This is a genomic window from Bacillus sp. GMa5/1, from assembly GCF_050172015.1.
GTDB classification, from domain to species: domain Bacteria; phylum Bacillota; class Bacilli; order Bacillales; family Bacillaceae_G; genus Bacillus_A; species Bacillus_A cereus.
The window spans coordinates 1-14,662 of sequence record NZ_JBNLYC010000113.1 but is presented as its reverse complement, the minus strand read 5'-3'; the positions used below and the strand labels follow the sequence as shown (position 1 = coordinate 14,662).

Genomic DNA, 14,662 nt, shown 5'->3' with positions numbered 1-14,662 from the left:
ATTGTTTATAAAAAAAATGAAGAAACTCCAGTACAATCAGCTGCTTTATCTAAATTAATGACAGAATATATCGTATTGGAGCAACTAAATGATAGAAAAATACAGTTAGATGACTTCGTACAAATAAGTAACGAAGTTTTCCGAGTAGAAACAAGCCCTATACAAGTAACATCGAATGATAAAACAACGGTTCGTGATTTACTTCATGCATTGCTACTGGCAGGGAATAATCGTTCTGCACTCGCTCTAGCAGAACACATTGCTGGAAATGAAGATAACTTTACAATATTAATGAATAAAAAAGCAAAAGAACTACAGTTATTACAACCATCTCCATTTCTAAACTCTACTGGAATTAATAATGATACAAATAAACAATCAACTACAACAGCAATAGATGCAGCTAAACTAGCAGCACGATTAGTAAAAGATTTTCCAGATGTATTGAATATTACGAAACTAACCTCTTACCAATTTACCTTCAAAGATTCCCAGGTTTTCAATACGAATAAAATGATATATTCCCTTAATGAAAACATTAAACTTCAAGGTGTTGATGGCTTACAAACTAGTTTTTCAACTAACGGTAATTATAGTTTTGTCAGTACAGCAAAACTTGGAGATACTAGACTAATTTCAGTAATATTAGATGCAGATGAAGAAAACATTTCATTTATTGAAACAAAAAAGTTGCTACAGTATGGTTTTGATCCTTCCTCGTACTCTGCACTCCAAGCTTTTAAAGACGCCCTTACATCTTGGACAATATTACTTCAGTTTAAAAATTTAATTATACAAACTATAATGATTTTTTTAATCATTACCACCTTAATGTTTTTACATATACGTCAGAAAAAATCCGAGGATTTCAATTAAGAAATCTTCTTATATATATAAAACCGACTTGCGCTTAAGATGCAAGTCGGTTTTTAATTCTATCATCCTCTTCCAATCAAATTTGCTGAAACTGGTTGCAAGTTTAACTTCCTCGCCCATACAGACAGCTGACCAATATGATGGAATTTCATATCCCATTACATGTCTTAAAACCTATGTTTTTTGAGGCATACATCCATCTCTGTTTCCTTTCATTGTGTTCGTTTGTTTAGTTTAAATGGGTTAATCTATTAATTCTATTAAATCCAACAATTGAACTATTACATTTTAAAGTTCTATTCATATACTATAGTAGATTACTAGAAAGGAGGTTTAACTATGGATAGTTGCGTTGTATTTGTAAACGGACAACCTTTTTTAGTTCTTTCAGTAGCTGGTATTGAAATTGCTAGATTAGAGATTTCCCTTCAAGTAGCATTAGCTCTAAGAGTGCTCGGGATACCAATCTGTGATTAATTACCAAATTAAAAGAAAAAGAGGGCATTAGCCCTCTTTTTTTATTTTCCTCATATATTTTCTTAACAACAAATAAAATTTTAATTTTTATATTGTAAGGAAATTCCGAAAAATCAACTCATTTTATTCAATAAAAAGAGCACCACCCATACCTCATTATCCGTTTCTAAAAAATTAGAATTCGATTAATTACAAGAAAATTTAAATATACGAACGTTACATAAAATACTTGTTAGAATAGTTGTCCCTCACACTATTTATTTCGCCGACATTATATAATCAAAGCACACAATGATTAACTTTTTATACGGCTTATTTTAAGTGTGCTAGCATTCTAGGCTAGATAATTATGACTGTAAAAAAACTTCAAGTTCTCGTTTATATAAATTAAATAACGCTTTCACTTTTTGAATCGATTGATAATCTTTAAATTGCTGTTCTCTATCTTCTTATCCTTGAAGAGCACTAATCCAACTATACTCTACATCTACAATATGAAATAATGTTTCTAACATACCCCCAGTTTGCAAAGTAAATCTTCCTCTGAAAGTTGTTCACACCACTTAAACCAATCATCTCTTACTTGCCAATTATATTGAAATAAAGTGTACACATTTATCTCTCCCTTACTTCAATTATCCACCTAACAGCATCTGTTATACATTTAACCATTGACAATCACTTCTCTTCAGCCAAGTTCCTCTACAGCGTGATTAATTATTTCACTTACAGATAAAGAACCATCCAATATGATATCTGAATTCGGCTTAACAGTATGAATTGCCTCTAAATAAGCTTTTCTCGCATATGTCATGTAATGTTCCAAATCATTATGTATTTCATCTATTGTACCTTCCTTAAAATCTCGCAAAATCCTTCTAGCCATCGCAATATCTAAAGGCGTATCAATAAATATAGTTACATCAATGAATTTTCGCATCTCACTATTTAAGTATGCAAAAGGATAATCTACAATAATATAGTCTAAGGTATTATTTTGTATAAGTTGCTCAATATCATGAATTAATGGTGTTAATACCCACTCGTCGTAATTCGCCCCATCATCAATCCATTTACAAATATCAGCAGGAGATTTATCAAATGTGTAACTATCAAAATATAGAGCTTTTGAGTTTTTAAACTTATGCTTTAATCTTTCTGTAATTGTAGTTTTACCTCCCCCCGAAACAGCTGCAATTGAAATTATTTTTGTTTTATTATCCACTATACCCACCAAACCCCTTTGTTAACATAATATAATTATAAATTACTATCGTTGCTACTTCTTCCATTCATATTCTAACATACTCATTTCCCATAAATTCCAATACGTTTCTCCTACTCTTTTTGACTCTCTTAATAAGCCTTCTTTTACAAACCCTATTTTTTCGTAACATGAAATGGCCGATGTATTAAAATCATACACACCAAGAGTTACTCTATGTAGTTTTAATTCGTCAAAAGCAATATGAAGTACTGCTTTCATCATATGTTTTCCTATAGAACGTCCTCTCATCTTCGTATTACCAACTAATACTTTTCCAATTCTAGCGGACTTATTAATATTATCTATTTGCCCAAGCGAAATATGTCCAATAACGTCTGAAGTCTCTTCATCTACCACTTTGAAAGCGAGTGTATTTGCACTTTCTATATACTTCTCTAATTGCTGTTCGTCTAAAGGAAATGTGAATGCATTTCCTGACCATTGTATTAGAAATTCTTCGGAATTAATCCAATTTATTAATTGTTTAAAATCAGATTTCTTAAAGCTTTCTAGTTTAATCACTTCCTTGCTCCTTTCGTACATCATGCTTTATAACCTCAAACTTATTTCTATATAAAGAATATATTCTCCTTTTATATAAAATTAAAATAAAGCCATTCATGTGAATGGCTTTACAAAAAAGCAGCATAATTATGCTTTGTTTGCTACATCAATACCATTAAAATCAAAGTCAGCAGTAACCGTTGTAACCGGTGGGAAAATTGCTTCAATTTTGCAAATGGAAATAATTACTCCAACCGATCCAGGAATAGCCGCAAGCTTAACTACATCACAACTTACAGACGAAACAGTACCTACATAAGTACGTCCCTCTGTGTTAATTTGAACTGTTCGATTAATTAATTTCTTAAGTTCATCTCTAATTCCTTGTACACAAGAATTATCACATTTCTCATGCTGTTCTTTTTTACACTCTTCGAATACTTCCCAACAATCATCCTGTTTACATGTGCACTTCTTTTTACAATTATTAAATCGAGAACCCAATACCTCACCCCCTAATCATTTCTATTAGTAAAGTATGTCCACTAGCTTAAAAGGGTACGAGGCAAACACATAAAAAGAAAAAAACAAACCATTGTACCAAACTTTCTTTTCATTATTCATTATAAAAACAGACCTCCCCTAATTAAAAGCTTGTTTAATGAGGGGCCGTGAATTTAGTCCTACTTTATTTAATGTTTAGACACCACTTTCTAAAACAAACCTTTTTTCTTTTAAATAAGACGCTTCTTAAAAACGCACTAGATTTTCCCATTAGCTCACATATCCATAGACTTTATTTGCGGTTTTTCCTTTGTTATTGTGAAATATACATTCAAAAAAGCGTACTCGAAATAAGATATTATTTGTAATCAGAACGCTTTCTTCAACAAATGTTTATTAAAAAATACCATAACTAGTAATAGTTCCCTCCACTATCTCTTAAAAATTAGCATAGTTTGTATGAACTCTATATCGAGTAGAAAACACTCTATTATATAAAGATAAAATAGTAGGTTAATAAACAAGCCATTTTTTTATTAAAACATAGAATAATATGAACACTATTAAAAGGAGGTAGAAATGAATGTCCTGGAAAAATGATTGCTGGAGTTCTCAGAAAAAGCATTGTTGTGATGATTGGTGGAAATCTAAAGAAAAGCATCATTGTGATGATAATTGGAGTTCTCAGAAAAAGCATTGTAATGATGATTGGTGGAAATCTAAAGAAAAACATCATTGTGATGATAATTGGAGTTCTCAGAAAAAGCATTGTAATGATGATTGGTGGAAATCTAAAGAAAAGTGTCATTGTGATGACGATTGGAGTTCTAAACGAAATAAGTGTCGTTGTAAATGTTTCTTTATTTGTTGCCATTGTAAAAGAAAAAACTGGTAATATTTTTAATGTCAACTTAACGGAAAGAATATGTCTTTTGGAACCAATCGGACTTTTCCGGAAAGTTGATCCCTCACCTACTTCCTTGCTTTCGCTGAATTTTTAGGTGGGGGCATTACTGCCTGACAAATAGCGAGATAAATACTAGAATGTAATATATAAAAAGCTGACTGAGTATAGTCAGCTTTTTATATATGAACACGTAAAGGTTTAAACAGACATATAAGCAGTCACGCTTTGTCACCACCTTGTTGTTGTAAATTAGTATTCCCCCATTGAATAGACATTCTATAATATCGTATTTTGATTAAAACTATAAAACATACTTAACACTAATAGTAGAATTTTTCTTCTTCATCAAATTCACTTCTTTTCTTTTTATAAACATAAAAAAGGATCTCTATTTATACAGAGATCCTTTCTAACTTTATAATTTACTAGACTGTAACCCCTGAATAAACGGAACTACTTCAGGATTTACAAGTGAAGACAAATCACCTAATTCTTTTCCTAAGTAAGCTGCTTTAATAACACGGCGCATTACTTTAGAATTACGTGTTTTCGGTAAATCTTCTACAACGTGGATGTCTTTAGGACACAACGCTTTTCCAATATGAGAGTTTACTAAACTCATTAATTCTTTCTTTAATTCTCCTGTGAATGTTACATGATCTCTTAATACTACAAAACAATGACAAACTTCACCTTTTACTTCGTCAGGTACACCAATTGCAGCAGCTTCAATTACATCGTTATGTTTCACAAGAATAGATTCATATTCAGCAGGTCCAATACGTTTACCTGCAATATTTAACGTATCGTCTGAACGCCCTGTGATGATATATTGTTCACCATCGTAAATGACCCAGTCACCGTGGACCCATTTATTTTCAAAACGTGACCAATATGTGTTCACGTAACGTTCATCATCTTCCCAGAAGCTTTTCGTCATACCTACCCAAGGTTTCTCTAAGCATAATTCTCCGACTTCATCTCGAATTGGTTTACCTTGATCATCCAGTACGACAGCTGCCATTCCTGGTAAAGATGCGTTAAAACTAATCGGTGCGATTGGCTTAATAAGAACATTACCGAAAATCCCACCAGAGATTTCAGTTCCACCTGAGTAGTTACAGATTGGAACATTTCCTTTTCCAACTGTTTCAAACAGCCACATCCATGGATCAGGATTCCAAGGTTCTCCTGTTGATGCGAATACTTCCAAACTCTTTAAAGAATGTTTATTGACATACTCATCACCTTTTGCCATTAATGCTCGGATTAACGTTGGCGAAATACCTAGATGAGTAATCTCATATTTATCAACTGTCTCCCATAACCGGTCTGCTTCTGGGAAGTCTGGAACACCTTCGTACATAACCATCGTTGCTCCATTAATGAGTGAACCGAATAATAGAAACGGCCCCATCATCCAGCCCATATCAGTTACCCATAATACACGATCACCTTGTTTAATATTCATTCCAAATCCTGCATCAAAAGCTGCTTTCAAAGGAAATCCTGCATGCGTGTGTACTGTTCCTTTCGGCTTACCAGTCGTTCCTGATGTATAAATGAGCATCAATGGATCATCACTTTGCATTTCCTCTGCATGTATGAATGGTTTTTCTTTTTCTAGCGTACTCCACGAAAAGTCATAGTTATGTGGTGTAAAATCATTTCCTGCATGACGAACGATAACAACTTTTTCAACAGTTGGGCAATGTTCACAAGCTTTATCTACTTCATCTTTTAAAGAAACAATTTTACCGCGACGTGAAAATCCATCTGCGGTAATAATCATTTTTGAACCTGCCGCTTGCACACGTGTCATAACTGCATCAGACGCAAAGCCTGAGAATATTGGTGAAATAATTGCTCCGATTTTCATTACAGCTAGCATCGCAACAACTGTTTCTGGAATCATCGGCATATAAATTGTTACACGGTCACCTTTCTCAATACCCGCGTGTTTCAAACCATTTGCAACACGGCTTACCCAGTGGTCAAGCTCTTCATATGTAAATGATTTTGAAGTTCCATTTTCCCCTTCGTACTGAAGTGCTGGCTGTATTCTCGTCTCTTCATCCGCAAGCCAGCGGGATAAAGCTGATTCTACAACGTTACATGTTCCGCCATTATACCACTGTGCAAACGGTGTACCATTTTCTAAATCTAACACTTCTGTATAAGGTTTCATCCATTGATAGCCTACTGCTTTTTCTGCCTCTCCCCAAAACCAAGCTGTTTCCTCAATAGATTTATTATAAAAAGTTTCATAATCTTCATATCCCAATGATTTCATCCAACCATATAAACGTGTTTTTTCCTTGTACTCTTCTGTTGGAAACCAAACTGCTTGTTTCAATGTTTTCCCCTCCTTAACTTTTTGAGCAAGAAAGCCCTAAATAGGGCTTTTAAACTGGATATACAGGATGTTTACGATCTGTGAATACTTGATATTTACTCATATACATTTCGAAACGTCCTTTTAACTCTTCACGTAAATTGTTTGGATGAACAATACCATCAATCACCATCTCTGATGCTAAGTGGTATATATCAATATCTTTCTTATACTCTTCACGTTTTTCAGCAATGAAGCTAGCACGCTCTTCTTCTGGTAAAGCTGCAATTTTATTTGCATATACAGCATTAACCGCAGCTTCTGGACCCATTACCGCAATAGAAGCTGTCGGTAATGCCAGACAGCAATCTGGTTCAAATGCTGGACCTGCCATCGCATATAAACCAGCGCCATATGCTTTACGAACAACGATAGAAATCTTCGGTACAGTCGCTTCACTCATTGCAGAAATCATTTTTGCACCGTGGCGAATAATACCAGCACGCTCTACTTTTGTACCGATCATAAATCCTGGTACATCCGCAAGGAATAATAATGGAATATGATATGCGTCGCATAAATTAATAAACTTAGCAGCTTTATCAGCTGAATCATGGAATAATACGCCGCCCTTCATACGCGGCTGATTTGCAATAATACCAACTGGCTTACCATCAATACGTGCTAAGCCTGTAATTAGCTCTTGAGCAAATAATTTTTTTACTTCATAGAATGAACCTTCATCAATAACTCTATTAATGAGATCTTTCATATTGAAAGGAGCATTTTGATTTTCTGGAATGATTTGTTCTAACGTTTTATCGAATTGTTTCGGTTCTTGAGGTGTAACCAATGGAGTCTTTTCTAAGTAGTTATTTGGAAAATATGAAATGTATTGTCTTGCTTGTTTAATCGCATCTTCTTCTGTCTTACATAAAACATCTCCGCATCCTGATACAGAGCAATGCATACGAGCTCCGCCCATCTCTTCTAAAGTTACCTTCTCACCGATAACCATCTCAGCCATACGAGGAGATCCTAAATACATAGATGCATTTCCTTCTACCATCATTACAACGTCACAAAAGGCTGGAATATACGCACCACCAGCTGCAGAAGGTCCAAATAACAAGCATACTTGAGGAACTTTACCTGATAACTTCACTTGATTATAGAAGATTCTTCCTGCACCGCGGCGCCCTGGGAACATTTCTACTTGATCTGTAATACGTGCTCCAGCAGAGTCGACTAAATAAAATAACGGAACACGTAGTTTTTCAGCTGTTTCTTGAATACGTAAAATCTTTTCAACTGTGCGTGATCCCCATGATCCAGCTTTTACAGTAGAATCATTGGCCATTACACACGCAGTACGACCATGTATTTTACCCATTGCCGTTACAACGCCATCCGCAGGTAAGCCTGTTTGTTCACAGTTAGCAAATAATGCATCTTCTACATATTCGCCATTATCAAATAGAAGCGCTAAACGATCTCGAACAAATAATTTTCCTTTTGCTTTATTTTGCTCATGATATTTCGGTGCCCCGCCTTGTTTAATTGTTTCAACTCGTTCTTCAAATGAATTAGATTGTTGTTTTTGGTCTAACATATTTACTCCCCCTTATACATCGGTTTGCGTTTTTCTTTGAATGCCTGTAATCCTTCTATTCGATCTTTCGTATGGATTACACCTTCATACGCTTGTTTTTCCATTTGTAATCCGGTATGTAAATCAACTTGAATACCATTTGAAATTGCCTCTTTTGCTAATCGAACAGCAATAGGTCCATTACTAGCAATTTTCTCTGCTATTTCAATCGCTTTCTCTTCAAGTAAATTAGCTGGTACAACAAATTCTACTAAACCGTATTCTTTTGCTTCTTGCGCTGAAATACGTCTACCTGTATAAATTAATTCTTTCGCTCTACCAACACCAATTAATCTCGGTAAGCGCTGTGTACCACCTGCTCCTGGTATAATTGCAAGTGTCGTTTCAGTAAGACCAAGACTTGCAGATTCAGCAGCAATTCTAAAATCACAAGCTAAACTTAATTCCGTACCACCACCAAGTGCAATTCCATTTATAGCAGCAATAACTGGCTGTGGTAATTGTTCAACCATCTCCATAGTAGTGCGAATCATACTAACAGCATGGCGAACTTGTTCTTCATTCATACCGGCACGCTCTTTTAAATCTGCACCAGCACAAAATGCTTTTTCACCAGCACCAGTCAAAATAACTACACGTACGTTTGAATCTTCACTTATTTGAGTTAATATCGTTTGTAGTTCATCTAATAATGCCAAAGATAATGAGTTTGCTTGTCTTGCACGATTTAACGAAATCTTTACTACGTGAGGTGTTACATAATCAACTGAAATGTTTTGTAATTGTAGCATCTTCTCACCTACTTATCGTTTTATGTTGAAGCGCTCTATACACATGACTCGGTAATTGGATATTCAACTTACTTTGAATAAATTGACTAGCTCTCAATAACTTTTCTTCGTCTATATTCGTTTGGACTCCTAATTTATGGAGCATATGTACTAGGTCATCAGTGGCAACATTACCTGATGCTCCTGGTGCATAAGGGCAGCCCCCGAGTCCACCACAAGAACTATCAAACGTTGTAATACCGTATTCTAATGATTTAACTACATTCGCTAGAGCCATTCCATACGTATTATGAAAATGCATGGCAAACTGCGAAGCATCATACTTCTTTAATAGATGTTCTAATACTTGTTCTACTTGTAATGGATTCGCTACACCGATTGTATCCCCTAGAGAAACTTCATAAATACCGTATGAAAATAGTTGATTACATAATTCGTCAACTGCTGCGAGACTTATATTCCCTTCATAAGGACATCCAAATACAGTAGAAACATAGCCTCTTACCTTTTTCCCTTCGAATAATGCCTGTTTTGTTATATCTTCAATTACGACTAATGCTTCTTTGATCGATTTATTAATATTACTTTTATTATGAGATTCACTTGCTGATAAAAAAACATTCACCTCATCTACATTTTGCAAAAAAGCTCGTTCCAAACCATTTTGATTCGGAACAAGCGCAGCATATGTAACATTGGGATCCCTTTTCAGCTCAGAAAATACATCATTTGCATCCGCTAATGCAGGGACCCATTTTGGGTGAACGAATGAGGAAACTTCAACATACGACAATCCCGCTTCTGTAAGTAGTTGAATCCATTTTACTTTATCTTTTGTGCCAACAATCTTTTTTTCATTTTGTAAGCCATCACGTGGCCCGACTTCTTTAATGACAGCAAAATTAGGTAGTTTCAATTCGCTTCCCCCTATATCTCCCTATTCAATTTCTAATAATACATCTCCTTCATTTACAAAATCGCCTTCTTGCACATTAATTTTCATAACTGTGCCAGCTTCTTCTGAAATGATTGGAATTTCCATTTTCATAGATTCCAAAATGACGACATCCTGCTCTTCCTCTACTGTATCTCCTACTCCTACAACAATCTTCCAAACGTTTCCTGCCATCGATGCGTATACTTTCGTCATCATTTTTTCCCCCTTAATATTGTTAAATCTTATTTTTTAACGAGTTGTTTCGTTACAAAGCCTGTTGTATAAATACCCTCTTTGAACACTTCGTCTTCCAAAACTTGCAGTAGCATTGGTGTGTTCGTTTTAATACCTTCTACTTTTAATTCCTCTAGAGCATCATGTAATTTTGAAATTGCTTCTTCACGAGTCTCGCCATGTGCAATGACTTTCGCAATCATTGGATCATAGAAAGGTGTAATCGTTACATGATTTTCTAAGAAGTGATCAATCCGTACATTTGACGGTAGTGTTAAATCTGTAATTTTCCCAGGTGATGGGAAGAATGTTTTCGGATCCTCTGCATAAATACGAGCTTCAATGGCATGACCACTACGTTTTACATCATCCTGAGTAAATGATAGTTTCTCTCCACTTGCGATAAGGAGTTGCTGTTCTACAAGGTCTAATCCCGTAATTTCTTCTGTCACTGGATGCTCTACTTGTAATCGCGTATTCATCTCTAAGAAATAGAAGTTCTTCTGATCATCTACAAGAAACTCAACTGTACCTGCATTTGTATAACCAAGTGCTTTGGCAGCTTGTACAGCAACTTCTCCCATCGCCTTTCGTGTACCTTCATCTAAAAATGGTGAAGGTGCTTCTTCGATTACTTTTTGATTTCGGCGCTGTACCGAACATTCACGCTCCCATAAATACACTGTGTTACCATGTGTATCTGCTAAAAGCTGAATTTCAATATGATGCGCGTCTGCTATATATCGCTCTAAATACATTTCTCCGTTACCGAAGAAGTTTTGCGCTCTTGTTTTATTACTTTCAAACGCTTTGGTGAGCGTTTGCTCAGTTTCCATCAACTGCATACCAATGCCTCCGCCGCCTGCGGATGCCTTAAGCATTAATGGATAACCAATTTGTTTTGCAATTTCAATTGCTTCTTCAGCAGTTTCAATATTTGTAGTAATACCTGGGACTACTGGGACATCTGCTGCTTGCATTGCGATACGTGATTCGATTTTACTTCCCATCTTCGTAATGATTTCTTCTGAAGGACCGATAAATACGATACCTTCTTCTTTGCAACGAACCGGAAAAGACGGATTCTCTGATAATAAACCATAACCCGGATGAATCGCTTCTGCATTTGTCTTCTTAGCTATTTCAATAATTTTTTCAAGGTTTAAATAACTTTCTTGAACACGCGGTCCACCTACTAAGTAAGCTTCATTTGCCATCTTCACATGAAGGGCATTTTCATCTGCTTCAGAATAAATAGCAACAGTGCGTATGCCAAGTTTTTGACAAGTTTTCATAATACGAACAGCAATTTCCCCGCGATTCGCAATTAATATTTTTTGAAACATAGTGATTCCTCCCTTTTATCTACATCCTAAATGTCTAGCAATTACGAGACGTTGAATTTCAGAAGTTCCTTCACCAATTTCTAATAGTTTCGCATCACGAATATGTCGTTCAACTTCATATTCACGCATATAACCATATCCACCATGAATCTGTACTGCTTGATTCGCAATACGGCTTGCTGCTTCCGATGCAAATAGTTTTGCCATTGCCGCTTCTTTGCCGAAAGGTTTATCATTATCTTTTAACCAAGCTGCTTTATGTACTAAATTGCGTGCTAGCTCTACTTCAGTCGCCATATCAGCTAATTTAAATTGAATCGCTTGGAAATTACAGATTGACTTTCCAAATTGTTGACGTTCTTTCGCATATTGCAATGCACGTTCAAAGGCTGATTGCGCAATACCAACTGCCAATGCTGCGATTGAAATACGTCCTCCATCAAGTGTATATAAAAATTGTTTAAAACCTTTATTTACATCACCAAGAATATTTTCTTTCGGTACACGAACACCATCAAGTACGATTTCACAAGTATTAGAAGCACGAACGCCCATTTTATCGTAAGGACTAGAAATCGTTAATCCTTCACTAGTAGTAGGTACGATAAATGCTGAAATGCGTTTTCTACCATTCTCTTCAACACCGTTGACAGCGGTTACAATAATGGTATTTGCATACTCTGCGTTTGTAATCCAACACTTCTCACCACTGATTACATACTCATCGCCATCTAGTACCGCTTTCGTTTGAGTACCACCTGCATCTGATCCAGCATTCGGCTCCGTTAATCCGAAGGCACCTAATGTTTTACCTGACGCCATTGGAACTAAATACTTTTGTTTTTGTTCTTCTGTACCGAAATAATAAATTGGAGAAGCACCTAATGAAATTGTTGCAGCATAGCTTAAACCAGTGCCACCACAAGCGCGACCAATTTCTTCAACTGCTAACGCATACGATACAGTATCGCCACCTGAACCTCCATACTCTTCTGGGAATGGGATGCCTAATAATCCTAGTTCGCCCATTTTTTGAAATGTTTCATATGGAAACTCTGCAGTTTTGTCATAATATACAGCTTTCGGTGCGATTTCCTTTTCAGCAAAGTCACGTACCATTTCTTTAATCATTTGTTTTTCGCGAGTTAGAGTAAATTCCATTCCGCTACACACCCCTTATCGAATATTGAGTTTCGACAGCGTGCGAGTTTCTACTACAAACATAACAACTTAAAAGACAAGAATATTAGTTAGACAATTGCTATAATTCTGTCATAACTTAATTTTAAAACAGATTCTGTACTAATGCACAAAAAAATTCCTACATTGTTCTACAACAACATAGGAGATTTTGTGTCGAATTATGTAATTTATTGTTTAATAATCTCTACCTTTTCCCGAATCAGAAATTTCTACTAATGCTTCAGGGTATGGTTCGAAATACGTTTGTCTTAATAAATACTTTTCATCAAATCGAATGGCCCATGATTTTAGAATTGTAAGTAAACTACTAAGTGGTATTTTCTTTTCTGCATACTTTTGTAACAGTTCTATAAAATGATCTTTTTCTTGTTTTTTTAGCTTTGTTTTAAAGTATCCAAAAATGTGCTCGCATACATTTACATTCGATGTATAGCGGGGGGTGCGCATAAATAATTCATATAAAGTCTTCTCATAGTTTTCAAATACAACTTCAATCTTTTCATTTTTGTGATTTGCAATTATACGCCCTAATTCCTTTTGTTTCACTTGATTATATGCCATAAATAAATATTTATTGTCCGACTGAAACGATACAAGGTCTTTCATATTTTTATTATGTTTAATCATTTTGTAATATGCGATTGTAAATAGTCTTGTAAAGAAATGCTCTCTAATAATAAAATTCGACAATCTGCCTTCCTCTTCAATAGGAAGATGCGAAAATTTTTTTACTACTGCTCCGCCAAATAAGCCCGATCCTTTTCCCTTTGCTGGCGCTTTTTCAAAACCAGAATAAATTTTCACATCACGCGTACCACAACTTGGTGAACGATTCTTTAAAATAAAACCATCCACATCCGATATCGTTTGTAAAAAGTCATTTGAAAACTGCTCCATTTTTTCAGTTACATCTTCTCGTGTCGACGGTTGCACAAGTCTGTTCTCACCATTTTCTTCTACAATTCGTATCGTTTCACGAGGAGTTCCCAATCCAATCTCCACTTCTGGACAAACAGGTATAAATGTAACAAATGGCTGCAAATTTCGTATTGTTACATCTGGAATCATCTCTCCATTATATCGACAAGCATCAAATTCTAAACATTTACTTACGACGATTGTAGGTTTTGCAAATTGCCGCATCTCATTACCTCCTTAGTGCTAGTCCGTATACTATAAATTGTACTAGGATTAACATTTTAAGCAAAGTTTGATTCATTTATTTTTATGAGAAATATATATCCAATAATATATTAACAATCATTCAACTCTATTTTCAATAAATGTGCGCCCTATTATACTGGTTTAGATATTGTGAAATGAATAATACACAGATGCTCCGGAGAAATTAATGATTAAGAAAGGAGGGAATTGTTATGAAAAAGAAATTATCATCTATTTTAAGTGTTTTAGCACTATCTATTATGTTTTTAGGTACATCTGCGCAAGCTGAATACGATGGAAATAATATGAATAGAGTGAATAACACTGATATTTCAACTCGAGTAAATGACAATAACTTAGACAGAGTTAATAATGATGTGAGAACTCGAAATGTCAATACAACAAATGATTTAAATGATAATCGTGATAGAAATAATAATTGGGCTTGGCTTGGTTTATTAGGACTAGCAGGATTATTAGGTCTTAGAAGAAGAGACAAAGAAAC

General features: G+C 35.1%; 15 protein-coding genes and 2 pseudogenes. 4 read left to right on the top strand and 13 right to left on the bottom strand.

The annotated features are described in order from the left end of the window. Window positions 1–876: D-alanyl-D-alanine carboxypeptidase family protein (locus ACQGSG_RS20945; protein ID WP_426947942.1), on the top strand; the 876-nt coding region annotated here is incomplete at its 5' end. Between the two features lie 62 nt (window positions 877–938). Here ACQGSG_RS20945 and ACQGSG_RS20940 read toward each other — a convergent pair. Further along, window positions 939–1,032: pseudogene (locus ACQGSG_RS20940) on the bottom strand (DinB family protein); the annotation flags it as partial. 183 nt (window positions 1,033–1,215) lie between these two features. On the opposite strand from ACQGSG_RS20940, the gene ACQGSG_RS20935 reads away from it, so the two are divergent. Next, on the top strand, window positions 1,216–1,353 hold the full coding sequence (locus tag ACQGSG_RS20935; protein WP_000376554.1) for a DUF3956 domain-containing protein: 138 nt from the start codon (window positions 1,216–1,218) through the stop codon (window positions 1,351–1,353). 353 nt (window positions 1,354–1,706) lie between these two features. On the opposite strand, the pseudogene ACQGSG_RS20930 reads toward ACQGSG_RS20935, so the two are convergent. The 4 genes and pseudogenes from ACQGSG_RS20930 to ACQGSG_RS20915 all read right to left on the bottom strand — a co-directional run. After that, window positions 1,707–1,966: pseudogene (locus ACQGSG_RS20930) on the bottom strand (DinB family protein); the annotation flags it as partial. A gap of 75 nt (window positions 1,967–2,041) precedes the next feature. Continuing rightward, window positions 2,042–2,578 (bottom strand): AAA family ATPase, encoded by a 537-nt coding sequence (locus ACQGSG_RS20925; protein WP_098290705.1) that lies wholly within the window; start codon window positions 2,576–2,578, stop codon window positions 2,042–2,044. Window positions 2,579–2,632: 54 nt separating this feature from the next. Further along, window positions 2,633–3,166, bottom strand: coding sequence for a GNAT family N-acetyltransferase (locus ACQGSG_RS20920; protein ID WP_000990082.1), 534 nt, complete (start codon window positions 3,164–3,166; stop codon window positions 2,633–2,635). 105 nt (window positions 3,167–3,271) lie between these two features. After that, window positions 3,272–3,628, bottom strand: a complete 357-nt coding sequence (locus ACQGSG_RS20915) for a hypothetical protein (protein WP_000535573.1) — start codon at window positions 3,626–3,628, stop codon at window positions 3,272–3,274. A 596-nt stretch (window positions 3,629–4,224) separates the two neighbouring features. On the opposite strand from ACQGSG_RS20915, the gene ACQGSG_RS20910 reads away from it, so the two are divergent. Beyond that, the gene (locus ACQGSG_RS20910) at window positions 4,225–4,629 is read left to right on the top strand and encodes a hypothetical protein (RefSeq protein WP_325842882.1); all 405 of its coding nucleotides are present in this window, start codon (window positions 4,225–4,227) and stop codon (window positions 4,627–4,629) included. Between the two features lie 321 nt (window positions 4,630–4,950). Here the strand turns inward: ACQGSG_RS20910 and ACQGSG_RS20905 are convergent, their stop codons facing one another. The 8 genes from ACQGSG_RS20905 to ACQGSG_RS20870 all read right to left on the bottom strand — a co-directional run bounded on the left by ACQGSG_RS20905 (window position 4,951) and on the right by ACQGSG_RS20870 (window position 14,136). Next, a complete protein-coding gene (locus tag ACQGSG_RS20905; protein ID WP_098569830.1) occupies window positions 4,951–6,891 on the bottom strand; it encodes an AMP-binding protein in 1,941 nt (646 codons plus the stop codon). Window positions 6,892–6,940: 49 nt separating this feature from the next. Then, on the bottom strand, window positions 6,941–8,482 hold the full coding sequence (locus tag ACQGSG_RS20900) for an acyl-CoA carboxylase subunit beta (RefSeq protein WP_325842883.1): 1,542 nt from the start codon (window positions 8,480–8,482) through the stop codon (window positions 6,941–6,943). A 2-nt stretch (window positions 8,483–8,484) separates the two neighbouring features. Beyond that, entirely contained in the window at window positions 8,485–9,273 is a 789-nt protein-coding gene (locus ACQGSG_RS20895; RefSeq protein WP_000939798.1) for an enoyl-CoA hydratase, read from the bottom strand. Window positions 9,274–9,277: 4 nt separating this feature from the next. Then, window positions 9,278–10,189 carry a hydroxymethylglutaryl-CoA lyase gene (gene mvaB, locus ACQGSG_RS20890; RefSeq protein ID WP_000775437.1) on the bottom strand — a complete coding sequence of 304 codons (912 nt, stop codon included), beginning with the start codon at window positions 10,187–10,189 and terminating at the stop codon, window positions 9,278–9,280. Between the two features lie 21 nt (window positions 10,190–10,210). Further along, entirely contained in the window at window positions 10,211–10,426 is a 216-nt protein-coding gene (locus ACQGSG_RS20885) for an acetyl-CoA carboxylase biotin carboxyl carrier protein subunit (RefSeq protein WP_001987345.1), read from the bottom strand. Window positions 10,427–10,452: 26 nt separating this feature from the next. Beyond that, window positions 10,453–11,790: an acetyl-CoA carboxylase biotin carboxylase subunit gene (locus ACQGSG_RS20880; protein ID WP_000486742.1), complete on the bottom strand. Its 1,338-nt coding sequence runs from the start codon at window positions 11,788–11,790 to the stop codon at window positions 10,453–10,455. Window positions 11,791–11,805: 15 nt separating this feature from the next. Continuing rightward, entirely contained in the window at window positions 11,806–12,951 is a 1,146-nt protein-coding gene (locus ACQGSG_RS20875) for an acyl-CoA dehydrogenase family protein (RefSeq protein ID WP_325842884.1), read from the bottom strand. Between the two features lie 216 nt (window positions 12,952–13,167). Further along, window positions 13,168–14,136: a YbgA family protein gene (locus tag ACQGSG_RS20870; protein ID WP_001248645.1), complete on the bottom strand. Its 969-nt coding sequence runs from the start codon at window positions 14,134–14,136 to the stop codon at window positions 13,168–13,170. Between the two features lie 233 nt (window positions 14,137–14,369). On the opposite strand from ACQGSG_RS20870, the gene ACQGSG_RS20865 reads away from it, so the two are divergent. Next, window positions 14,370–14,662 (top strand): WGxxGxxG family protein (locus ACQGSG_RS20865; protein WP_426947940.1); only part of this gene is annotated, 293 nt, incomplete at its 3' end.